Raw genomic sequence first — 24,690 nt, 5'->3', positions numbered from 1 at the left:
CAAATCCCGACAGGTGATAGTTACCGGAAATTCATCGGAAGTTCAATTCAAATATAGAAAGCAGTAATTAAATAACCTCAAGTACATTGAAGCCAATCATAATTAGAAAAAAATAGGATCTGATTACAGCAAGTATGCTATGAGCTCACAGTGCCGATCATGTACATATTGCTGAGAGTAGGTTTGTCACTTCCTCCCTTAGGCTCAAGAGTAACTGCAAAAGCAGCAGCGTCAGAAGCGGATTTCATTTTCTGCATTTCACCAGGTTTTACACTAAACACACCGGCACTTACAGGCCCCTTCTTAGGATCAATATACCAAAGTTGGTATTGCTGATCACCTTCCGGAATAGGTAATGATGTTACATTCAGAAAAACTTCATGGCTTCGCTTATTCCAATAAACGATAACACCGCTGTTTCTATGTTTTAGCAGGCCTTTCATAGCAATTCTCGTAGTACCGGTATCTGTAAAAAATTTAAGTCGGGCCGAACTCTCTTTAGCTTTTGCTATTGCCTCATTTAATTGTTTCTGATCTAATAATTGCGCATTGTGAAATTGAGATTGTAGGTCAGCAATATTTTTTTTCAGGTCCTTGTTCTGATTGGAAAAATAAATAGCCACGGCGCCTATGGTTATCAGCAACACTATACTCGCTGCTGCAAGTACATTACTGAATGTGGTGTTTCTTGAATTTATAGCCCTCACTTGTCTGCCTACAGGCATTTTATCACTGGTGCCTTGCGCTTTAACAGCTTTTATAACTTTCTGCTTTACTTCAGGCCGAATCTCCATGGAATGCTTGAAAACAAATTTTTCCAGAGTGTTTTGTAAAGATTCGAGCTCGATTTTAATTTCGTGGTATTGACAAGCTTTGGCTTCTACATCCCGCATTTCTTCTGTAGAAAGAAAGCCAGAGACGTATAGGTCAAGTATTCCGGATTCTATGTAATCGGTCGTGTTCACAGAGCTACATAATAGATCGTAATTGAATCAATGCCATTCGTACTCTTGTTTTTACGGTTCCTAAAGGAATGTTTAATTCTTTCGCTATTTCCGCCTGGGTAAAGCCTTTAAAGTAAACGAGATCAAGAACAATTCGTTGTTCCGGCCTTAGCTTGTTAAGAAACAATTTTAATCCTATCTGGTCCGGCTGAAAACTGGTGTTTTTTCTGCTATCGATATAATCTACGGTTTTATCAAGGTCAAGGTTTTTTTGTGAATTTTTAAAGCTCTTTGAACGGGTAGAATCGATAGCAAGATTTCGCACAATATTTATCATCCAGGTAAAGAGCTTTCCCTTTGTTTTATCATATTGGAGAAAATTGATCCAGATCTTTATAAAAGCTTCCTGCAGAATATCTTCAGCTGTTTCTTCTTCCAGCACTATTCGATAGATAACGCCATACAAAGCCGGAGCATAATTGTCGTAGAGATAAGAAAACGCTTGCTCGTCTTTCTTAAAGAGCCGGGATACCAGCTCGTTTTCCGGAATTAATATAGATTGAGATGACTCCAAATGATAACCTGTAATTACAAAGATGCTTATAATTTATTTATGCATTAAAGGGTGCAGCCCGGTTTTCATAATCAATAGTTAAAGTAAGTTCTTCCCACCCTAATGATGAATCATTTTACCTTTACATAAAACCAGTAGCTATGCCATTGCTGGGTCAGCTGATTAAGCGTACCATTGTTTTAAATGAAAGGCTGAAGGTCCAGCGTAATCGGCTTTTACCTGTAACTCCACTGCGGCAGCAGGAAAAGCAGCTTAAACGGCTGTTGAGAAAGGCTGCATATACCAGGTTTGGAATACATTATCGCTTTCATGATATTCTGTATTCAGAAAATATACTAAAGACATTCCAGGAAAGAATTCCACTCTACGATTATAATTCAATCTTAGATCAATGGTGGAATCGCACTTTAAATGGGGAAGATAATGTGTGCTGGCCAGGGAAAACCAAATATTTTGCACTTAGTTCAGGAACCAGTGAGTCATCGAGTAAAAGAATTCCGCTTACAGGTGATATGATCACAGCCATTAAGAGAGCTTCTGTAAAGCAAATTCTTTCAGGAAAAAATTTTAATTTATCTCCGGCAACATTTGAAAAAACCATTGTAATGCTTGGTGGAAGCACAACCCTAAACAAGCGCGGCAGTTATTTTGAAGGAGACTTGAGCGGTATAAGTGCAAAGAAGATTCCATTCTGGTTCCAGGTCTTTTATCGACCAGGGAAAAAAATAGCCAAAGAAAAAGATTGGGATCGGAAATTAAATATTATTGCGAGGAGGGCGCGCAGATGGGATGTATCAATAATAGTAGGTGTCCCGGCATGGATACAAATTATGCTGGAGCGGATCATTGAATTAAATCACGCAAAAACGATTCACGACATCTGGCCTAATCTCTCCGTGTATGTACACAGCGGTGTGTCATTTGAACCATACAAAAATGGATTTAAAAAACTTTTTGGAAAAGCTATGGTGGATATTGATACCTATCTGGCTTCTGAGGGTTTTATTGCTTTCCAGGATAATTCAGAATCCAGTGGCATGCGTATGTTGCTTAACAATGGAATTTACTATGAATTTATTCCCTTTAATGAAACGAATTTTGACAGCAATGGAAACCAGCTTCCCGAGGCAAGAGCATTTCATATTGGTGAGGTGGAAGAAGATATCCCTTATGCATTGTTGCTTACCACCTGTGCAGGCACATGGCGGTATTTGATTGGTGATGTTATAAAGTTTACTTCAAAAACCAGGGCAGAGATTATTATTGTAGGCAGAACAAAACATTACCTCAGCCTGACGGGAGAACATCTTTCCGTTGACAATATGAACCGCGCGATCGAAATGGTTGCCAATGATCTCCATATTGAGATTCGTGAGTTTACAGTGGGCGGAGTTCCTTACGAAGGATTATTTGCTCACCAATGGTATATCGGATGCGATGATACTGTAGATACGAAAACTTTCAGGCAAAAGCTGGACAATTATTTATGCCAGCTAAATGACGACTATGCTACAGAACGTACTTCGGCTTTAAAAGAGGTTATGGTACAAATTCTCCCTACACACTATTTTCTGGACTATATGCGGATTCAGGGTAAAATGGGTGGCCAGCATAAATTTCCCAGGGTGTTTAAAAAGGAACAATTAGACGACTGGATGAAATTCTTAGAAGCTAAGCGAGTAACCTGATTTGTTCTTATGTCGATTTAGTTTCACCATAATCTCTCCCCGATAAATATTAATTCATTCAACTATCCAATTTTCTTTTCCAATCAATAATTTATCAAGGTCCCCTTTTCCTAATTTCCCGACAGATGTATTTATTTGTTCGTTCATCACTTCCTCATAGGTAGAGCGGTCACGGATAAAAAATACGCCAAAGGGTTTTGGAAATATATACTCTTCAGACTTCATTTCATAAAGCCGCGAGAGTATCATTGATTTATTGATGTCGTTTTCATCGTGAATCATCAGATCATCCTTAGAGTATCCGTTTGTTAGGCTGACCACCTGGGGTGTAAATCCGTCAAGCCGGATGCCTTTATCCTCAAGATTACCGAACACTAACGGCTGACCGTGAACAAGAAAAAGATCGTTCTCTTTTTTGGTTGCCTTTTCGGTGAAAATTTCAAATGCTCCATCGTTATAGATATTGCAGTTTTGATATATTTCCAGGAATGAGGCACCCTTATGTTTCCAGGTTCGCAACAGCATTTGTTGCAGATGGGCCGGATCTCGATCTATAGACCGGGCAACAAATGTGGCATCTGCGCCTAATGCCAATGCAATGGGATTAAAAGGATGATCCACGGAGCCATAAGGAGTGGATTTTGTTATCTTATTTTCTTCTGAAGTGGGGGAGTATTGACCTTTCGTTAAACCATAAATTTGATTATTGAAAAGCAAAATATTAACATCAAAATTTCTTCGCAATAAATGGATAAAATGGTTGCCTCCAATTGACATTGCATCCCCATCTCCAGTAACTATCCAAACACTGAGCTCAGGACGTGTAGCCTTTAATCCCGAAGCCACAGCAGTTGCCCTGCCGTGAATGGAATGCATTCCGAAGGTATTTGTATAATAAGGGAATCGGGAAGAGCATCCGATGCCACTGATAAAAACAATATTTTCCTTTTTCAAACCCAATTGAGGAAGAATGGTATGCACTTGTTTTAAAATAGAATAATCTCCACAGCCGGGACACCATCGTACATCCTGGTCCGTTTGAAAATCTTTAGGGCTAAGCTTTAATTCTAATGCATCCGGGATCAGTATATCTGCCATTTTTCAGATTTAAATATTGTACAATGCTAAACTGCTTTTGTTGAAAATATTTATTGCAATAGCTCTTTAATCTTTACTATTAACTCTGTCTTCTGTATGGGAATGCCCTGTATTTTGTTATAGGGTATTGCCGGTATCATAAATTTATCCCTGATAATTTTAACCAGTTGACCATTATTTATTTCCGGTATCATCACCTTTTCAAAATTATTAAGGATCTCACCGAGATTCTTAGGAAACGGCTTTAAATGCCGGAGGTGAATATGAGAAACTTTATAGCCTTCGGTTAATAATTCCTTAACAGCGGCTTTAATGGCACCGTATGTACCTCCCCATCCTACAACAAGAAGTTCGCCTTTTTCAGGACCATTGTCTAACTCCTGTAAGGGAATATAATCCGAAATCCGGTTAACTTTTTCTTCGCGCAGCTTCACCATGAATTCATGATTTTGTGCTTCATAAGAAATATTACCGGTAATATTTTCCTTTTCCAAACCTCCAATCCGGTGTTCCAGTCCTTTGGTTCCGGGAACAGCCCAGGGCCGTGAAAGTTTTTCATCCCGCTGATAGGGTAGAAATTTTTCATTATTTTCTAACGGTTTCGCAAACTCCGCTTTAATTTCATCCAGTTGACTTGTCAGCGGAAACTTCCAGGGTTCGGCTCCATTTGCAATATAACCATCGCTTAAAAAAATTACTGGAGTCATGTGCTGAACGGAAATTTTACAGGCTTCAAAGACTGCATCGAAACAATCCGCAGGTGATTTTGCTGCAATTACAGGCATTGGACATTCACCATTTCTGCCATAAATGGCTTGCATTAGATCTGATTGTTCTGTTTTTGTTGGCAACCCTGTGGATGGTCCGCCTCTTTGTATGTTACAGATAATTAGTGGAATTTCAAGCATAACCGCTAATCCCATGGCCTCAGCTTTTAAAGCCATGCCTGGCCCGGACGTAGTAGTAATTGCTAATGATCCCCCGAATGAAGCTCCAATACAGGAACATATGGCAGCAATTTCATCTTCCGCCTGGAATGTTCTGACTCCAAAGTTTTTATACTTTGCTAATTCATGCAGGATATCTGAGGCTGGAGTAATTGGATAAGAGCCCAGGAATAGAGGTAATCCTGATCTTTGCGATGCAGCTACCAGTCCTATAGCCACAGCCTGGTTTCCCATGATATTGCGGTAGGTGCCAGGTTCCATCTTTGCCTTTTCCACATGAAAACGGGTAGTAAAAGTTTCGGTGGTATCACCGTAATGATATCCAGCTTTTAATACACGTAAATTGGCTTCACGCACATCTTCATTATTTGAAAACTTAGATTGAATAAAATTGATTGTATTTTCCATGGGCCTATCGAACATCCAATACAAAAAACCCAGCACAAACATATTTTTACAGCGGTCTTTTTCCTTTACGCCCAATGGAATATCTTCTATAGCATCGCGTGTAAGCTTTGTAACATCCATCTTTATAAGGTTGAACCCTTCCAGCGACCCATCGTCAATCGGGCTTTTATCATACCCGGCAAGCTTTAGGTTTTTTACATCAAAACCTGATATATTGGCGATGATGATTCCATCACTTTTCAGATTGCTCAGGTTCACTTTAAGAGCAGCTGAATTCATTGCAATTAATACATCACACAAGTCGCCAGGTGTGAAGATTTCCTTACTGCCAAAATTTAGCTGATAGCCGGATACACCGGCAAGTGTTCCCTGCGGAGCCCGTATTTCTGCCGGGAAATCGGGGAAGGTTCCTAAATCATTTCCAAACAATGCCGATGTATTAGTGAATTGACCACCGGTTAATTGCATGCCATCACCTGAATCCCCCGCAAATTTTATTACTACTTCCTCTAAGATTTTTGTTTCAACACCCATATAATTTAAATTTCTTCAAGCAGACTAAAATCATTGCCATTCCGAATATGGAATTAATTGTTTCTAAATTTTACATCTAAACAACCAAAATTACAATATCATTCCAACAGGCAAAGCTATAAATCAAGCTGTGAATAAACCGGAAGATGATCACTGTATCCAATTGGTTTTCCATCTTCAAAGGTCCGGTATGGAACTAATTGATGATAAAAGGTATCTTCAATCATAAGCCATGGCGGTTTAAAAATATGGATGTCATTAAATTTTCCGTTCAGATCCAATTGGTTTTTTATAACTGAGGTTGAAAAAATTATCTGAATAAAACGGCTCCAATCTCCGTGATACCATTCCGTGCCTTCACCTGTTCTCCAATTGAAATTGTTAGCGGCGTTGTATAGAGAATTTGACGAAGTGAAATCAGGAAATTTAGTGGCATGAAGTATCCCGGTAATAGCAGGGTCAGTAGGATTTTCATTAAAATCTCCCATCACAATTATTTTTGAATAAGGATGATAAAACTCAATGGAATCTATTGCTTTTTTCAAAACCATTGCTGCCGCCCGTCTCTTTGGCTCGGTTTCTTTTATTCCTCCTCTCCTTGACGACCAGTGGTTAAGAAAAAAGAGGAGTGTATCATCTTTAATGTCGATGCCTTCTACCATTACAATATCTCTTGTGGGCTTGTCATCGTATTTACTGATATTGACATGAAAAAATCTCGTGCCTGTTACCCGAAGGCAATTCTTTTTGTAGATCATTGCCACATCAATTCCGCGTGTATCAGGTGATTCATGATGGACAATTCCATATTTCAGAGCTTTTAATTGAGGATCAGCGATTAAATCCTTTACCACTCCCATATTTTCAACTTCTGCTAAACCCACGATATCCGCTCCCTGACCTTCATTCATACTTTTAATTACACTCGCAATATGAGTTAGCTTGGTGCTGTATTTTCTAGTGTTCCATTCATGTTTTCCTTCGGGAAGAAATTCTGCATCATCAATCCCGGGGGCATCAACAGTATCAAAAAGATTTTCCACATTATAGAAACTTATGAAAAGATGAGGTGATGTCTTGCCATTATTTATGTCGCTATCCGGAAAAATAAAATGGGTTTCATAGAGTAATAGACAGGACAATACCAGGTATGCCATACCCGTATATAAAAAAAAATTTTTCATCTATTGGCTAAGTATCTGAAGATTGTAAATGAAAATTCAATTTAAATCCTTTACCTAACGATCAATGTAATAATTAAAAGGTAATTTCATTTCAGGAAAAATTTTACTTTTGCGCACTTGCGTTTAATCAGCTTAAACGCATTAATATTTTTTGTTCTTTTAGTTTATGTAAAGCCCAGGCGGAATTATAGGCTCGTAGCTCAGTTGGTTAGAGCGCTACACTGATAATGTAGAGGTCGGCAGTTCAACTCTGCCCGGGCCTACACAATAAAAAAAATACAGGGATTGCCGGCAAAGCATATTAAAATTGATAAAAATAAATGGGGGTGTAGCTCAGTTGGCTAGAGCATCTGCTTTGCAAGCAGAGGGTCATCGGTTCGACTCCGTTCACCTCCACTTCAAGTTAAAGCGTTACAATGTTGTAGCGCTTTAATTTTTTTATGTAACGGATGTAACTTCTGAGTTGATAGTAGCTCAGTTAGCTAGCCCACAAACGGCGAGATTGCAACAGAAAGTCATCGGTTCGACTTGGTTCACCGCCACAGTGAAATTTTCATGTATTGGGTAGCTTTATTATTTTTTAGAGTCAATCTACTTTAAGAAAACTTTAACATCGAAAATGATCGATGATACACTTTTAAACTCACCTTTGTAAAATAAATTTTCAATAGTTTTTAAGAGCAATTGTTTAAAGCAAGACACCAAAACCAAGTATCACATCATTATGATTATTGAATCGTATATACTGATTCAAAAATTCTTCTTGTTTTAGTTTTAGGGTGAACAAGAAGTTGGTAACTGAAATCCAAGCTGCATCGGAGTGTAGGTTACCAATTTTTTTTAACTGATCGTCGCCAAATTATTATTATCGTTCCCATAGTGTTCAAATAAATATTTTCGTATAAAAATCTCTTTGTGAAAGCTTTGGTAACGGGTTCACGCGGCACGGTAGGTTCCATTTTATGTGAACAGCTTAGAGCAAATCATATTGAAGTAATAACGTGGGACCGTCAAGAGGTTTCAATAAATGATTACCAAATCATGGAGGATTTTGTGAAAGCTGTTAACCCGGATATGATCTATCATCTAGCCATAGCATCTAAGCCAACGGGAACGCAAAATGAGACTTGGAAAGTAAATTATGAATGGCCCGGTGAACTTGCATGGATTTATCGCATTTTAAATATTCAATTTATTTTTACAAGTACCAATCTGGTTTTTTCAAATTATACTGCTGGCCCGTTCACTGCAACTTCAATACCGGATGCAGAAGCAGGGTATGGTTTTGAAAAGAGAAAGGCAGAAGAAAGAATTGTATATCAAAATCCGGATGCAATAATAGTTCGTTTGGGATGGCAAATAGGCAATGATTCGGGATCAAATAATATGATCGATTACATTAATCAACAAATAGAAAAGTTTGATGAAGTACGTGCTAACATTAATTGGCTGCCCGCATGTTCCTTTCTGCAGGATACCTGCGGGAAATTAATTGAAATAGGATTAAAATTTGATCCCGGCATGTATATGATAGATTCTAACAGAGGATGGAATTTCTACGAAATTGTAATTGCATTGAACAGGTCACATGGGAACCATTGGAAAGTTATTCCTGTAGAGGAAAATCATATTGATACGCGAATGACAGATGAACGTTTAAGCATGTTACCATTAAGTAACCGCCTGGAATTGAGGTCGCTTGTTTAATGAAACGAAAAGAAATATTATTACTGAGATTATGCTATCTCTTCTGCATTAGTGCTTCGATCTCTTCAGCTCCCACCGGAATCATAGACATTAAATCTATTGGATCACCTTCGGTAACCAATACGTCGTTCTCAAGCCTTATTCCAATCTTTTCTTCCGGAATATAGATTCCCGGTTCACACGTGAATACCATTCCTGGTTGCAGGGCGTGAAAACGGGAGCCAAAATCGTGTACATCTAATCCTAAATGATGAGAGGTGCCATGCATAAAATATTTCTTATAAAGAGGTTTCATTTTATCCTGCTGTTCAACCTCCTCTTTCTTCAGTAATCCGAGGCCAATCAATTCTTTTTCCATGATCTTTCCAACCTCATCATGGTACTGATGAATAATAGTGCCGGGTCTGAGCATTTTTGTAGCCTCTTGCTGGACTCTTAAGACTGCATTGTAAACGTCCTTTTGGCGTACATTGAATTTTCCATTTACCGGAATAGTGCGGGTTAGATCGGCAGCATAATTAGCATAATCAGCACCATAATCAAGCAATAGCAAATCACCATCGTTGCAGGTTTGATTATTATCAACATAGTGAAGCACGCAGGTGTTTTTCCCGCTTGCAATAATGGGGCTAAAAGCATGGCCGGTTGAACGGTTCCTTAAAAATTCATGTGTTATTTCAGCCTCAATTTCGTATTCAGTAACACCGGGTCTGACGAACTTAAGAACACGGTCGAATGCAGCCGCAGTTATTCTTATTGCTTCCTTAATGAGATTGATCTCTGTTTCAGATTTAATCTGGCGAAGAGGTAATAAAATTTGTGCACTCCGATGGTATTGATGCAAAGGGAAACGATCCATCAACTGGTGTGTAAATCGTAAATTCTTGTCATTCACCTGGGGATGGGCTCTGTAATTTTCGTTAGAATCCAGGTACACATGGTCTGCATATACCATCAGCATATGCAGTATAGTTTCTAATTCATCGATCCACATTACCTGCTGAATGCCGGACTGCTCCCGGGCTTCCTCAATAGTATATTTGTGCCCTTCCCAAACCGCAATTACTTCGTTTGTCCGACGTAGTAAAAGCGTTTCCCGGTATTCTTCCAGAGCGCAATCAGGATATAACAGCAGCATAGTATCTTCCTGATCTATACCAGATAGATAAAAGAGATCGGCATTTTGACGAAATGGAAAAGTGGAATCACCGCTCTTCGGCATTTCATCATTCGATAAAAAAATAGCTATGGAATTTGGTAAAAGCTGTTGTGAAAACTTTTTCCTGTTTTCAATAAAAACTTTTTTTGGCAATGGTGGATATTTCATACTTATAAAGATCGTAGCCAAAGATAGAAAGAGAGATCATTTTCCTCTTTCTTTTTCGGGAATCAGTCAAAAATATTAATAAGTAAAAGCCAATGACGTTTAATCTATCTTAAGATATCGAAAAAGCTTCCTTTCGCTGCCACAATCGATACCAATGAAATAAACACCGGCAGGCAAAGATGATAACTCAAAAGTTACTTTGTAATCTATATCTTCTCCGCCATTGATATCTTTCTTCATAACAGGTATTGAGTACAAATCATAAATAGTGATAGCCGCTTTGGGAGCTTCATTTAAGTGAAGCTCGATAGTTAATTGCTGGCTTCCAGGATTGGGATAGATTTTCGCTGTAAAATCGGGAAAAACATATTCTTGATTATCCCGGAATTTTATAATGCTCTCATCTTTATGATACATTTTGCAGGGCTCAATAGTATCCGCCAATAATATATAACCATACACTTGCTTTAATGAATCCATTTTATCCCGGTATTTTTGAATCTCAGAGCCGTAGTTGGAAGAATTAATTAAGTTAAGATTTTCTTTAGGATCATTAACCAGGTCATAAAATTCTTCTACGGTGGAAGTACATCTGCTATCAATATATTTATAGTTGAAATCCCTCACTGCAGTAATTGTGGGATTGCAACTTCCCCTGTAAAAATATTCGTACAGCAACTCTTTCCTATGACTGGTATGATCTACCAATCCACGCATTGAGATACCATCCATTTTAAAAGTATCCGGAATTCCTGCTGCATCAAGAATAGTAGGTGCAATGTCAATGTTCATAGCCATTTCATCGTTCACAACAGTTCCCGGAACAAACCATTTCGGATAGCGGAGAAACATTGGTAATCTGATGGATTCTTCCGTAGCAATTTCTTTTCCTCCTAATCCATGCTCACCGATCATTAATCCATTATCACTGGAAAAAATTACCAGGGTACTGTCCAATATTCCCTTTCTATCCAGCGTAGTAAGAATGGTATCGATACTGGCTTCTGCACCTGCGAGCATCTCGTAATAGGATTCCAGCTGATTATTTAATCCTTCACTATCCTTATTTACATTACTGCACTCGTAGTATTCGGAAGGAATATTCTTCTCCCACTTTTCAAAATTGTTTGGGAAAGGCATTTTTTTATCGGCATAAATACCAAGATCCTGTGTTCTCGGGTCCAAAGGAACATGGGGAGCTTTATGAGCTACATACAATAAAAATTTTTTCCCGGCAGGAACAGCATTTAAAAATTCGAGTGATTTGCTGGTAATAACGTCAGTCTTATGGCCCGGAATAACAACATTGAAATCTCCATTGTAATCGTACTTTGCATCCCAGTATTGGTCAGTTGAGGATTCGCAGTAGTAATCATAACCATCCACATCGGGGAACTGCTCAAAGCCATATTTACCTACAAATCCTGTATAATATCCTTGTCCGTGAAGAATCTCAGCTGCAGTTACGTGTCCTAAATTTTTAACCGTTGCATTGCTGATAACTCCATGGTGATGCGGATACAACCCGGTCATTATTGAGGCACGACTTGGTGAGCAAAGTGAAGTGGCAGGAAAAGCATATACAAACCGTACGCCTTCATTAGCGATACGATTGATTCCGGGTGATTTATAAAAGGACGGACCTCCATTTGGTGCAAACGGATCATACCGGCTGTCATCAAGATATATTACTAAAATATTTGGTTTCCAGAAGGCAGTATCTAAAGTTTTAAAAGTGGAAGTAGGTGTCCATAATGATTCATCGTTACACGTGTTCACCCCATACTGGTAAACCATTGATTTGTTTAATCCGGTTAACTTCACGGAAGTGCTGCTTTGCGCCTTTACAACTTTCCAGTCTGTATTGCCTTTAACACGATATCGGACCTGCGAATTAGCGCCACCTCCGCAAACATTCCATATTACAGTAGCCGATTTATTACTGATATCGGTTACTTCCACATTTTCAGGAAGGGAACAGAACTGTGTTGTCACCTTGGTATGTGTTAGTGGTCCTTTGCTGTCATTACTGCAAAACGGAGTTACCTGTGTCGTATACTCCGCATTGGCTTCAAGCCCGCTAAAAGTATAATTGGTAGCATCGCCCACTTTAACATTCGCTCCCCACTTATTGTCTCCTGTTTTTTTAATCCGCACTTTATAGTAAGCAGCATTCATAACGGGTTTCCATGATATGGCTATTTCACATGCCGTTACATTTATAACGGTAACCTTTGGAGCAGTCAGGTTACAGGCTGCATTAGAATAAAAAGGAAAGATGAAAAAAAAGGAAATTGCAATAAGAAGGAAAATTATTTTCATACCAAGAGTCTTTAAGCAAATATACAAATGTTAGTATTCGAAGCGCTGGAATACAAGCGCAACAGGCTTTTCACATTGGTCTACCTAATATTACTTTAAAAGTAGCTTGAAAATAAAAATGATTGTACAGGGTATTTTAATGGTTAATGAAAACAATATAGTATGTATGGCTTTTAAAATGAGCTAATTGCTAAGGAGATAGCTTGCAATTACTGCAAATTTGTTCTACTTTTGCGCCTCTTAAATAATAGCAGTATCAAATGCCAACCATTCAGCAATTAGTACGGAAAGGAAGAACGATTATAAAGGCCAAGAGCAAGTCAAGAGCTTTGAACAGTTCACCCCAAAAAAGAGGTGTCTGCACCCGTGTGTATACTACCACACCAAAGAAACCCAATTCTGCTTTACGGAAGGTAGCAAAGGTTCGTCTTACGAATGGAATAGAAGTAATTTCTTACATCCCAGGTGAAGGACATAATTTACAGGAACACTCTATTGTACTTATTCGCGGAGGCAGGGTAAAAGATCTTCCAGGTGTCCGATACCATATTGTAAGGGGAGCATTGGATACGGCTGGTGTAAATGACCGTAAAAAAAGCCGGTCAAAATATGGAACCAAAAGGCCGAAGGCGGGTGCTGCGGCTAAAAAATAATTACTGGTTTGTATACCTATATAGACTGGTTGAATTTCAACTGAACTTTATTTCCTCAATTTCAATTTGAAGTAAAATATAACATTTCTTTTTCTGATTTTTTACCATGAGAAAAACAAAAGCAAAAAAACGTCCCCTGATACCAGATCCTAAGTTTAATGATGAACTGGTTACCCGTTTTGTGAATACATTAATGGAGCGCGGAAAAAAGACACTATCCTATAAGATATTTTATGATACTGTAGATAGAATTGCTGAATCTACCAAAGAGGATGGTTACGCTATCTGGAAAAAAGCGGTGGAAAACCTGATGCCTTCGGTAGAAGTCCGCAGCCGTCGTATAGGCGGAGCTACTTTTCAAATTCCGGCAGAAGTTCGGGCTGGCAGGAAAACGGCTTTAGCAATGAAGTGGCTGATACAATATGCATCTGACCGTAATGGAAAATCGATGGCTGATAAGCTGGCTGCCGAGTCCATTGCTGCTTCAAAAGGTGAAGGATCTGCGTTCAAGAAAAAAGAAGACACTCACAAAATGGCAGAGGCTAATAAGGCATTTGCTCATTTCAGAGTTTAATCATTCCAAAAAAATATTATGGCTCAGGATTTAAGAGTTACCCGAAATATCGGGATAGCTGCGCACATAGATGCGGGCAAAACAACAACTACAGAACGTATACTATACTATACCGGTGTATCGCATAAAATCGGAGAGGTGCACGACGGTGCTGCGACTATGGACTGGATGGTGCAGGAAAAGGAGCGTGGAATTACAATTACTTCTGCCGCTACGCGATGTTTTTGGAAATACAAAGACAAGGAATACAAGATCAATATTATTGATACTCCCGGTCACGTAGATTTCACGGTAGAGGTGGAACGGTCACTGCGTGTGCTCGATGGCGTTGTTGCCCTATTTTGTGCCGTAAGCGGAGTAGAACCACAGTCTGAAACAGTATGGCGCCAGGCTAACCGGTATAAAGTTCCACGAATTGGTTTCGTAAACAAAATGGACCGAAGTGGTGCAGATTTTTTAGATGTGGTAAAACAGGTAAAAGAAAAGCTCGGTGCCAACCCTGTTCCGCTTCAATTGCCTATTGGGGAAGAAGATTCTTTTAAAGGAGTGGTGGATCTGGTGCTTAATAAAGCCATCATCTGGGATGAAGCAGGGATGGGCATGACGTACAAAGAGATTCCTATTCCTGAGGATATGAAAGAATTAGTTGCAGAATATCGCACTAAAATGGTGGAAGCAGTAGCTGAATACGACGATAGTATTCTTGAGAAATATTTCGAAGATTCGAATTCGATTACTGTGGATGAAATGATGGCTGCCATCCGAAAGGCAACGATAGATATTGCCATCATCCCAATGCTATGTGGCTCCTCTTTTAAGAATAAAGGAGTGCAGGCAATGCTTGATTCTGTAATTGCTTATTTGCCATCACCTGTTGATATTGAACCGGTTAAAGGGATAAACCCGGATACAGAAGAAGAAGAAAGCCGCAAGCCGGATTCAAAGGAGCCCTTCACTGCTCTTGCCTTTAAGATTATGACAGATCCTTTTGTGGGCCGGCTCGCATTTTTCAGAGTATATGCCGGAACACTAAATGCAGGATCGTATGTTTTAAATACCCGCACCGGAAAAAAAGAGCGCATCTCGCGTATTTTTCAAATGCATGCAAACAAGCAGAATCCGGTTGATAGTATTGAAGCCGGAGACATAGGAGCTGCTGTGGGCTTTAAAGAAATAAGAACCGGAGATACGCTGTGTGATGAAAAACATCCTATCACACTTGAGAGCATTAAATTCCCTGATCCTGTTATTTCTATTGCTGTTGAGGCGAAAACACAGGCAGACGTGGATAAATTAGGAAATGCTCTGGCAAAGCTTGCGGAAGAAGACCCGACATTTAAAGTAAGAGTTGATGATGAAACAAGCCAAACCATTATTAGTGGAATGGGAGAGCTTCACCTTGAGATTATTGTAGACCGGTTGAAGCGTGAATTTAAAGTGGAGTGCAACCAGGGTGCTCCCCAGGTTGCTTATAAAGAAACCATTACTAAAACAGTTAAGCACCGTGAACTCTTTAAAAAGCAGACAGGGGGACGTGGTAAATTTGCAGACATCCATGTAGAGGTAGGTCCGGTGGGTGAGGGTGAAAAAGGATTGGTATTTATCAATGATATTTTCGGCGGCGCCATTCCCCGCGAGTTTGTTCCGGCAGTGGAAAAAGGATTTAAGTCTGCTATGGCAGCTGGTGTATTGGCAGGGTTTCCTGTTGATGATTTAAAAGTGAGACTGTATGATGGCAGCTACCACAACGTGGATTCTGACCAGATGGCATTTGAGCTTTGTGCGAAATATGCGTACCGTGAATCGTGCTCAAAGGCAAATCCTATTTTGCTTGAACCTATTATGAAAGTGGAGATTGTGAGCCCTGAAGAATACACCGGTGATGTGGTAGGTGATTTAAACCGCCGCCGTGGTCATCTGGAGTCAATGGAGATGAAAGCCAATGCCCAGGTTATTAAGGCAAAGGTTCCGCTTTCCGAAATGTTTGGCTATGTAACTCAATTAAGAACCATTACTTCGGGACGTGCTACTTCTATTATGGAATTTTCCCACTATGCCCCATCTCCTGCTGCAATCACTGAAGAAGTGGTATCAAAGGCAAAAGGAAAAGTGAAAGCAGAAGCATAGTAAGAGACAAAACGTAAGTAAAACGCTGCTATCTTAAATAGATGGCGGCGTTTCATTTTATAGCCTGGATTAAACCTTAATTTAACTTTTTTGTCTTTATACTGTAAAAGATTTGATTAACGCTGATAGTGCATATATTTCAAAGAATGGTTACGTTAATTTATATGTGCAAAACTTTTTATACTTTCTTAATGAAGGTTTATCAACTTTAAGTTGCTCTTAATATTATTAAACGCCGTTATCATGAAAACAAACACTAAATTAATTGAAGAGATCGGAGCCTGGCTTGTAGCCGGCATCTTTTTGTTTTTTGTATTTAAAATCCTCGTTGAGGTACTGTAAAAACCTTAGTCTCACTTTTGGCCCTGCTTCTACGCAGGGTTTTTTATTTCAAGCAGTATCAAATCTTTTAAAGAATTATGTGATGTTGATATGCAGTTCGGCCGTTGCTGTATTGTCAGTCCGGCATGCTAATGCCATTATTTGATGAATTCATTATATTTTGTCTGTATCTTTTATATGTATTCTTATCGTGAAAAATGATAGCGTATTTTCCAAACCGCTTTTAATTCTAAAATAATGAAACATCAATTGTCTTTTTACCTGATGATTATCGTGATGATGCAGAAATTGTCCGCACAGGTCTGGCGACCTTTGGGAGATGGAGTAAATGGTTTTGTGAATGCATTGTGTGTAGACTCTCAATCGAACCTTTTATATGTAGGTGGTGATTTTGTGCGTGTCGGTGATGATTTGAATGTGGAAAACCTTGCTGTTTGGGATGGCACTGCATGGCATACCACTGCGGAATTACCACATGCGGTGAATGATCTTAAGTACTACCATGGAAAAATTTATGCAGCGTTGGATGATGGTTTAGTAGGTTATATTCAAGATGACCGGTTTGTAATTGTAGGGTCTTTTAGCGGTACTGTGAATACACTTGGCGTTTGGAAAGATATCTTATATGCGGGAGGTTATTTTAATACTTCTTACAACGAAAACAAAGATGTAACAGTCAATCACATTGCCCGGTTTGACAGTGTTTTTGAATGGCATGCATTGGGAGATGGTATTAGCCAAGGAGCTGATCCTAATGTGAAGAGAATCTATAACTATAATGGAAATTTAATTGCCGGTGGAAGATTTGAAAAAGCAGGAGATAGCGTTGTAAATAATATAGCGAGATGGGATGGAATAAAATGGCATTCGCTAAGCAGTGGGGTTATTATTCCTAATGATGACTATGGTGCTTATGTCGATGCATTGGATACATTTCAAAATGAGTTGATTGTTGGCGGTGATTTTAAACAGGCGGGTGAGATAGAAGCGCACAGCCTTGCCACATGGTCAGGTTATACTTGGGATACTCTTGCCAGAATTCGTACTGTAGAAGTCAATGTGGTTTATAGCGCCAATGGAGTTTTATATGTTTCCGGAGATTTGAAACAACCTATAATGGTTTGGGATGGAATTGAGTGGAGTGATTTGAATTGGGGAGGTGCTGGAGCAATTTTTAGTAATGTCAGCTATTTAGGTGACTTATATGTGGGAGGGTGGTTTACTGGAATTAACGATAGTTTAAATGGCGCTGCTTACCTGGACTATACTATCACCGAGAATCTATGTACTACACCGTATAAAGGTCAGGTCAGTGAGATTACTGCTTCTTCCGCTACGGTTTCCTGGAAGGATTCCTCCACCATGCCTACAGGATACCGTATTTACTACAAAGTAAAAAACACCAATGGTTGGCAGAAGGCGCATTCTGCAATCAACAGCAAAACATTAAAAGGGTTATCTGCCGGCACCACATATTCCTGGATGGTGGGTTCTAAATGTGATACAGCCCATTCTTCCTTTTCTGCACGGTTTGAGTTTACAACACTGTCCGAAAAAGAATCTTTATTAGAAGATCCTTCTCAGTTTAATTTCTCTATATTTCCCAACCCTAATAACGGGCAAATCAAGATAGCAGTAACTTCAGGCAGCAGCAGTCCCATCATACTGAAAATATATGATATGACAGGAAGAGTTGTTTACGCTGATGAGTGGATAAAGGAAGGCTCTAATGATAAATCACTTGATCTTTCAACACTCCCGCCAGGAATTTATTCTATGCAACTGATCTGCAATAACCAGGAAGCAATCCGGAAGATGTTTTTGATAAAATAGATATACTTGAAAGGTAGGAGCAGCAGTATCAAATCTTTTAAAGAATTTTACTCCTAAAACTTAAGATGAAGATTGCAGTAATCGGCGCAACAGGTTTAGTTGGAACCACCATGCTAAAAGTACTGGAGGAAAGAGATTTTTCTATGGTTGAATTAATTCCCGTTGCATCAGAGCGATCTGCAGGAAAGGAAATTACATTTGGCGGATCGAAACACATCCTTGTTGAAATTAAAGAAGCTGTTCAAAAACACCCTGACATTGCTTTATTTTCAGCAGGTTCAGCAGTATCGAAAGAATGGGCACCAGTTTTTGCTTCTTCAGGAACCACTGTGATAGATAATTCATCCTGGTGGAGAATGGATCTTGATATTCCTTTGATTGTTCCGGAAATCAATGGCGATATTTTAACTGAAAATAATAAGATTATTGCAAACCCCAACTGCTCTACGATTCAAATGGTGTTGGTGCTCAATCCTCTTCATAAAAAGTATTCTATAAAAAGAATTGTTGTTTCCACCTATCAATCGGTAACCGGCACTGGTTTTAAAGCTGTAAAACAACTTCTGCAGGAGCGCAGTGGAAATAAAGACAAGTCAGTATACCCTCATCAGATCGATATGAATTGCTTTCCCCACATCGATGTATTCGTCGAAAATGATTATACCAGGGAAGAGATAAAGATGGTGAATGAAACGCGGAAAATTATGAGGGCACCTCAGATCCAAATATCCGCTACAGCAGTTCGGATTCCAGTAATTGGTGGCCACTCTGAAAGCGTAAATGTTGAATTCGAAAATGATTTTGAGTTGAATGAAGTATATTCTATTTTGTCGAATTCACCCGGAGTAATAGTCCAGGACAATCCTCCAAATAACTTTTATCCAATGCCGGTTTCTGCCGAAGGCAAGGATGATGTATTTGTAGGAAGAATACGCCGTGATATTTCCCAACCAAATACATTGAATTGCTGGATAGTGGCTGATAATCTTCGGAAAGGCGCTGCAACAAATGCAGTACAAATTGCTGAATATCTTCTTTCAAAAAATTTAATAAGAGTAAATAAAGCAGTCGAAAATATTGCCTGACTGCGTGCTTGTAATATAAAACACGTTATTCTACAAGGGAAATATCGAACTGTACCAGGTCTACGAAATCCTGCACACGTTCTTCAATATCTTCTTCCGTTAAGTCCGTCAGCCGCTCGGTTCCAAATTTCTCGACACAAAAAGACGCCATTGCAGAACCATAAATAATTGAGCGTTTCATATTGTCGTAAGAAATATCATTTGTACGGGACAGGTAGCCGATAAACCCACCTGCGAACGCATCTCCGGCCCCGGTTGGGTCAAATACTTCTTCCAATGGTAGTGCGGGAGCAAAGAATACATTGTTCTCATGGAAGAGTAACGCACCGTGTTCCCCTTTTTTAATTATAAGATATTTAGGGCCCATGTCCAGTATCTTTCTTGCTGCTTTAACTAACGAATATTCGCCGCTCAACTCGCGCGCCTCCGCATCGTTAATAGTAAGTACATCAATCATAGTAAATACTTCAAAAAGTTCTTGCCGGTTATGTTCGATCCAAAAATTCATGGTATCAAGCACAATTAATTTAGGACGCTTTTTTAGCCTGTTTATTACAGATATCTGTATAGATGGAGTCAAATTCCCTAGCATTAAAAAATCACTATTTTGGTAACTATCCGGAACTACAGGATCAAAGGTTGCCAGAACATTTAAATCTGTTACCAGTGTATCACGAGTATTCATGTCAAGATGATACGATCCTTTCCAGAAAAAGGATTTTTCATTTTCTTTAATCTGTAGTCCTTCTGTCTGAATCCCGCGTGCATTCATTGCTGCAATTTCCTGCCTGGGAAAATCACCCCCGACTACAGAAACAAGCTGAATGTTTTTTATAAAATACGAAGCAGCGAGCGAAATATAGGTTGCTGCACCTCCAATAATGCGCTCTGATTTTCCAAATGGAGTTTCAATAGAGTCAAAAGCGACTGTTCCGACTACTATTAAGGATGATGGCTTTGGCGCTGATGGTAAAAAAGTTTTTTGAAGAGATTGTAATAACGTCATACAGTATTATAAACTACAGGTAGTGATTAATTTTGCGCAAGTTGTAAAAATTTTCAGATTATGCAGTCACGGGTTTTGATTCAGGATATATTAAAATACTTGTTTGATTATCCTGGACCTACTTTATTTTTAATAGACGAATATTAAGATCAAGAATGAGCCAGATAATAGTAGATGCTGGATCTACCAAATGTGATTGGCGGTTAATTGATGGGGAGCATTTGTACTCCGTTCAAACTACGGGATTAAATCCTTATTTTCTTACCGAAGAAGAAATCTGTCAAACCATCTTTAATCAGGTAATTCCTTTGCTGCCCGGTTTAACTATCCGCCATATTTACTTTTATGGAGCCGGATGCGGTGCAATGGAGAATAAATTAAAAATTAAAGCAGCATTAAAAAGGTCTTTTCCGCACGCTGAAATTTTTGTGGAAACCGATTTGCTTGGTGCCTGCAGGGCATTGCTTCACCGAAAACAGGGATTTGTAATTATTCTAGGCACCGGTTCGGGAAGCGGTTTTTACGATGGAGAAAATATTATCGATAGCATCGATTCACTTGGTTATGTTCTGGGAGATGAAGGCAGTGGGGCCCATATAGGTCGCTTATTATTGCGCAGCTGGTTGCGCGGCTTGTTTTCGGCTAATATGGAAATCAAGTTTGTAAGTAAATATCAATACACCCGGGATGAAACATTGAACCACTTGTACCATGATACGCATCCAAATCGCTTTCTGGCGCAATTTGCCCACTTCGCACTGGAGAATACAGAGAATAGCATGATAAAGCAAATTGTTTATTCTGCCATTGCAGAACTATTTGACCAGGTAATCATACGGTATCACAATGTCCATCAGTATTCTATCAACTTTTCCGGTTCTGTTGCAGGTGCCTGCCGTTCAATTATACAGGAAAAAGCAGAGATCTATAAACTGCAAATTGGCTCTATCATCAAGTCTCCGATTGATGAGTTGGTTTTATACCATAATAACCAGATCTGAATTTATTCCTGTAAGCCTGGCTTCAGGGGTAACTTCTCAGATTCGAATTATATTTACCGAAATTTAGATGGAACATGGAAACGAGGAAAATCCCTTTTCGCCAGGCATTGCGGGAGGCTTTAATTGAAGAGATGCGCCGCGATCCGAAGGTTTTTTTAATGGGGGAGGAAGTTGCTGAATATAATGGTGCCTATAAGGTAAGCCAGGGTATGCTTGATGAATTCGGACCGGGCCGTGTTATTGATACACCAATTTCTGAATTGGGATTCGCAGGTATAGGTGTAGGAGCAGCTATGAATGGAACAAGGCCTGTTATTGAATTTATGACCTGGAATTTCGCTGTGCTTGCCTTTGATCAGCTGGTAAATTCCGCAGCAAAAATTCTTTCTATGTCAGGTGGTCAGTTTAACATCCCAATGGTTTTCCGGGGTCCTTCTGCATCCGCAGGACAGTTGGGTGCTCAGCATTCTCAAAGCTTCGAAAACTGGATGGCAAACGTACCTGGATTAAAAGTGATTTCGGTATCGAATCCTTACGATGCAAAGGGACTATTAAAGAGTGCGATTCGAGACGATGATCCGGTCTGTTTCTTTGAATCGGAAGTGATGTACGGTGACGTGGGAGAAGTTCCGGAAGAAGAATATTTAATTCCGATCGGTAAGGCAAATGTGGTACGTGAAGGAAAAGACGTAACTATCGTATCGTATAATAAGATGATAAAGGTAGCTCTGGCTGCCGCGGAGGAATTGGGCAAGGAAAATATAGAAGCGGAAGTAATTGATTTAAGAACCATACGGCCCCTGGACTACAGTACAGTTGTTAATTCAGTCAGGAAAACTAACAGATTGGTAATCCTTGAAGAAGCATGGCCTTTTGGATCTGTAACTTCTGAACTTGCATTTCAAATTCAGAAGCACGCTTTTGATTATCTCGATGCACCAATAAAACGCATCACAACATTAGATACATCTCTAGCTTATGCTCCTCCTTTTGTTCAGGCATTTTTACCAAATCAGGAAAAAGTAATTAAAGTGGTTAAAGAAGCACTTTATTTAAACTAAACAGGCATAAATAGTTTTATGCCTGTACTTATGTGATAAAAATTATTTCGAAGGAACAAAGCTTCCCTGTGCATCAAAAAGTAACCATTTTCCGCCCACATTAACTACATAATTTTTCAGACCGTCAGGCTTAGTAACCTGGTATATTTTTCCGTATTGCTGATCCGGAAGGTTTTTAGAAATATAATCTATCGCACTAGCCGGAAGACTCTCTTTTTTCATTTCTAAATTTTCACTGATCATTTTACCTGTTGAATCATAGTCTGCGAACTGATCCATATTGTCCGGGCTTTTAAAACCTGCCCGGTATCCCTGAGCCGTTCTATGCCAGGCCATTCCCTTCACATCCGGGTATTTTTCCAAAAAGGCTTTATTGACGGACATGGGTACACTATCACCCGGAACAGTTGGATTTACCTGTGCAAATAAGGAATGCATACCTGCAGCAAGCATAACTACTAAAAGAAATTTTTTCATTATCGATTTGTTTAGTTTCACAGCCTGACTTTCAAAAACAATGCCTTTGTTCCCGGCTACTAATCACAATAGTTATCAGTTTTTATTACAAGGATTCAGAAACCAGCTGTCGGAATCTCAATTGGATTAAAAATTCTCAAAGTCGAAAAGTAAGAAAAGGCGCTGTTCTCCTGTGCGCACGTGCAGGGTACGGGCATTCTTGCGATAATCATCCCTGAGATACCATAGATATTCATAGCCGACATTCAGAGTGTGATAAAGCTTGATTCTAATACTTGGCTGGAAGATCCCCAACAAATTATTTCCCTGTCTACCGACGAATGTATGAAGCCAGTAGAGGTAATATGCAGCTGCTAGCTGGCCATGGCCAAAATTCAAATTGCTTTGAAATTTTATTTGCGCCCCTCCGGAAAAAGTATAGTTTTTATAGTCAAAATTAATATCCCCTTTCTGTACTTTCCGTGAATTGCTTGCTCCCAAAGGTACCAGTGCCAGATAAAGTTGATTTTGAAAACGGCAATTTTTAAAAATGGCCATCCTCGAAACGACACCTCCTCCAAATCCTATTGTTCCGATTTCAAAGCTGTCGGTATTCCAATAATCATAATGCTGAAAGGCCCCAACCAGCATTTTCATCTTATTTTTATCATTGGTATTTGTACCAAATAAAAATCCTTCTCCAATCACATTATTAACTATTGCTTTTGTATTTCCAAAGTTTAAATCGGTTCGCAGGTGAAAAAAGTCAAAAGGTTTTCTCAATCTTAATTCAAATGGATTCCCATAAATAAAATCGAAATCTAGCAAAGCGCTTATTGCTCCGGTTGTTATGTTGGTTCCATTATTTACCTGACGTAAGCCACCTGCAATTGTTAGAAAAAGAGGTTCTTTCTGGTATACATCCTGCATTGTAACCCGCGAAGCTTTTCCCTGTATAACCCGGTTAAAGCCCCTTGCCGGGTCAATTACGGCGCAGGCAATTTCTCTTATCAATCTTGCCTTCCCTGTTTTACGGTCATCCAGGATGCTTGAGCTCAGACGGTAAATCACTTCACCAAGGAATATCCCGCTTACTGTGGTATTTATTAAATCGTTGTAAGATGGCTTTGTATTTTCCATAAACAACTCCCACATAAGGCTGCCCCCCAAAACAAAGGGAACGGACTGATAAAAATTGTATCCATTAGATCGCGCTGCATTATAATAAATACTTCCCGTGTAAGGATGCAGCGAAAAATTAGTAGGGAAGTCGTCTGTATCCCATTCCCATCCATTTTTAAAATTGTTTTTGATTGTTTCACCGTTTATATATGCGAACTTATCGTTAAAAATATACCTGTCAAAGGACCATATTAAGCCATTGGTTAACGGTACTTCTGCTATAGGAATCCACAGCGGGTAGCGTCTGTTATACAGCGGATCATCATCGCGTAAAGGGTTATATTGGGGAAGCGGTAAGGTATCGTTCGGAAAAGAAACGGGTGATGCTTTATGTGATGTGGTAAAACCGGAGCTCTTCCATGAAAATGCCGCGTTGCCGTTTGCTGTATTTGTAGCTTTTCTGAATAATTCTAAACGTTTACTGAAAGTATCGGTACACGTTTGTGATTGTCCATAAACAGAAGTCACTGTAAAAAGCACCAACATTAAAATACCTGCAGAAATAAATTTTGTCACGTTTTTTTCATTATTACACAACTCATTATTCTGCATCCTTCGTTGATATGGTTAAGATATAAGCGATTTCTTGTACGGGTTATTTCGCTGCATACTTATCCGTAATTTTACAATTTATGTT

Annotated in this window: 19 protein-coding genes and 2 tRNA genes; 11 read left to right on the top strand and 10 right to left on the bottom strand. The window is 39.3% G+C overall.

Annotated elements, in window-relative coordinates:
- Positions 1-137 precede the first annotated feature (137 nt).
- Entirely contained in the window at positions 138-965 is an 828-nt protein-coding gene (locus H0W62_09090; GenBank protein MBA3648692.1) for an anti-sigma factor, read from the bottom strand.
- Between the two features lie 4 nt (positions 966-969).
- On the bottom strand, positions 970-1,518 hold the full coding sequence (locus H0W62_09085) for an RNA polymerase sigma factor (protein MBA3648691.1): 549 nt from the start codon (positions 1,516-1,518) through the stop codon (positions 970-972).
- A gap of 140 nt (positions 1,519-1,658) precedes the next feature.
- Between H0W62_09085 and H0W62_09080 the strand changes: the two genes are divergently transcribed.
- Positions 1,659-3,206 (top strand): GH3 auxin-responsive promoter family protein, encoded by a 1,548-nt coding sequence (locus H0W62_09080; GenBank protein MBA3648690.1) that lies wholly within the window; start codon positions 1,659-1,661, stop codon positions 3,204-3,206.
- Between the two features lie 54 nt (positions 3,207-3,260).
- Here H0W62_09080 and H0W62_09075 read toward each other — a convergent pair whose 3' ends face one another.
- From H0W62_09075 to H0W62_09065, 3 genes are all read right to left on the bottom strand, one after another.
- On the bottom strand, positions 3,261-4,304 hold the full coding sequence (locus H0W62_09075) for a 2-oxoacid:ferredoxin oxidoreductase subunit beta (protein MBA3648689.1): 1,044 nt from the start codon (positions 4,302-4,304) through the stop codon (positions 3,261-3,263).
- 50 nt (positions 4,305-4,354) lie between these two features.
- Positions 4,355-6,193 (bottom strand): 2-oxoacid:acceptor oxidoreductase subunit alpha, encoded by a 1,839-nt coding sequence (locus H0W62_09070; protein MBA3648688.1) that lies wholly within the window; start codon positions 6,191-6,193, stop codon positions 4,355-4,357.
- A 116-nt stretch (positions 6,194-6,309) separates the two neighbouring features.
- On the bottom strand, positions 6,310-7,377 hold the full coding sequence (locus H0W62_09065) for an endonuclease/exonuclease/phosphatase family protein (GenBank protein ID MBA3648687.1): 1,068 nt from the start codon (positions 7,375-7,377) through the stop codon (positions 6,310-6,312).
- A 189-nt stretch (positions 7,378-7,566) separates the two neighbouring features.
- Between H0W62_09065 and H0W62_09060 the strand changes: the two genes are divergently transcribed.
- The 3 genes from H0W62_09060 (at position 7,567) to H0W62_09050 (ending at position 9,084) form a co-directional block, all read left to right on the top strand.
- Positions 7,567-7,640: transfer RNA gene (locus tag H0W62_09060), tRNA-Ile, on the top strand.
- A gap of 59 nt (positions 7,641-7,699) precedes the next feature.
- A tRNA-Ala gene (locus H0W62_09055) sits at positions 7,700-7,773 on the top strand.
- 519 nt (positions 7,774-8,292) lie between these two features.
- Positions 8,293-9,084 (top strand): sugar nucleotide-binding protein, encoded by a 792-nt coding sequence (locus H0W62_09050; GenBank protein MBA3648686.1) that lies wholly within the window; start codon positions 8,293-8,295, stop codon positions 9,082-9,084.
- Positions 9,085-9,118: 34 nt separating this feature from the next.
- Here the strand turns inward: H0W62_09050 and H0W62_09045 are convergent, their stop codons facing one another.
- On the bottom strand, positions 9,119-10,411 hold the full coding sequence (locus H0W62_09045) for an aminopeptidase P N-terminal domain-containing protein (GenBank protein MBA3648685.1): 1,293 nt from the start codon (positions 10,409-10,411) through the stop codon (positions 9,119-9,121).
- Between the two features lie 99 nt (positions 10,412-10,510).
- Complete coding sequence (locus H0W62_09040; GenBank protein ID MBA3648684.1) at positions 10,511-12,733, bottom strand: sulfatase-like hydrolase/transferase; 2,223 nt, start codon at positions 12,731-12,733, stop codon at positions 10,511-10,513.
- 260 nt (positions 12,734-12,993) lie between these two features.
- Between H0W62_09040 and H0W62_09035 the strand changes: the two genes are divergently transcribed.
- From H0W62_09035 to H0W62_09015, 5 genes are all read left to right on the top strand, one after another.
- Positions 12,994-13,386 (top strand): 30S ribosomal protein S12, encoded by a 393-nt coding sequence (locus tag H0W62_09035; GenBank protein ID MBA3648683.1) that lies wholly within the window; start codon positions 12,994-12,996, stop codon positions 13,384-13,386.
- 106 nt (positions 13,387-13,492) lie between these two features.
- Positions 13,493-13,960 (top strand): 30S ribosomal protein S7, encoded by a 468-nt coding sequence (gene rpsG / locus H0W62_09030; GenBank protein MBA3648682.1) that lies wholly within the window; start codon positions 13,493-13,495, stop codon positions 13,958-13,960.
- A gap of 18 nt (positions 13,961-13,978) precedes the next feature.
- A complete protein-coding gene (fusA, locus tag H0W62_09025) occupies positions 13,979-16,087 on the top strand; it encodes an elongation factor G (GenBank protein MBA3648681.1) in 2,109 nt (702 codons plus the stop codon).
- Positions 16,088-16,666: 579 nt separating this feature from the next.
- A complete protein-coding gene (locus H0W62_09020; protein ID MBA3648680.1) occupies positions 16,667-18,262 on the top strand; it encodes a T9SS type A sorting domain-containing protein in 1,596 nt (531 codons plus the stop codon).
- 65 nt (positions 18,263-18,327) lie between these two features.
- Complete coding sequence (locus H0W62_09015; GenBank protein ID MBA3648679.1) at positions 18,328-19,347, top strand: aspartate-semialdehyde dehydrogenase; 1,020 nt, start codon at positions 18,328-18,330, stop codon at positions 19,345-19,347.
- Between the two features lie 25 nt (positions 19,348-19,372).
- Here H0W62_09015 and H0W62_09010 read toward each other — a convergent pair whose 3' ends face one another.
- Complete coding sequence (locus H0W62_09010; GenBank protein ID MBA3648678.1) at positions 19,373-20,353, bottom strand: sugar kinase; 981 nt, start codon at positions 20,351-20,353, stop codon at positions 19,373-19,375.
- Positions 20,354-20,508: 155 nt separating this feature from the next.
- Between H0W62_09010 and H0W62_09005 the strand changes: the two genes are divergently transcribed.
- Both H0W62_09005 and H0W62_09000 read left to right on the top strand, forming a co-directional pair.
- Positions 20,509-21,354: a hypothetical protein gene (locus H0W62_09005; GenBank protein MBA3648677.1), complete on the top strand. Its 846-nt coding sequence runs from the start codon at positions 20,509-20,511 to the stop codon at positions 21,352-21,354.
- Between the two features lie 74 nt (positions 21,355-21,428).
- On the top strand, positions 21,429-22,415 hold the full coding sequence (locus H0W62_09000) for a pyruvate dehydrogenase complex E1 component subunit beta (GenBank protein ID MBA3648676.1): 987 nt from the start codon (positions 21,429-21,431) through the stop codon (positions 22,413-22,415).
- A gap of 42 nt (positions 22,416-22,457) precedes the next feature.
- On the opposite strand, the gene H0W62_08995 is transcribed toward H0W62_09000, so the two are convergent.
- On the bottom strand, positions 22,458-22,892 hold the full coding sequence (locus H0W62_08995; GenBank protein MBA3648675.1) for a hypothetical protein: 435 nt from the start codon (positions 22,890-22,892) through the stop codon (positions 22,458-22,460).
- Positions 22,893-23,018: 126 nt separating this feature from the next.
- Positions 23,019-24,569 carry a DUF3943 domain-containing protein gene (locus H0W62_08990; GenBank protein MBA3648674.1) on the bottom strand — a complete coding sequence of 517 codons (1,551 nt, stop codon included), beginning with the start codon at positions 24,567-24,569 and terminating at the stop codon, positions 23,019-23,021.
- Positions 24,570-24,690: the final 121 nt, after the last annotated feature.

This window comes from Chitinophagales bacterium (assembly GCA_013816805.1).
Taxonomy (GTDB): Bacteria; Bacteroidota; Bacteroidia; order Chitinophagales; family UBA10324; genus MGR-bin340.
This window is presented reverse-complemented; position numbering and strand designations above follow the sequence as displayed.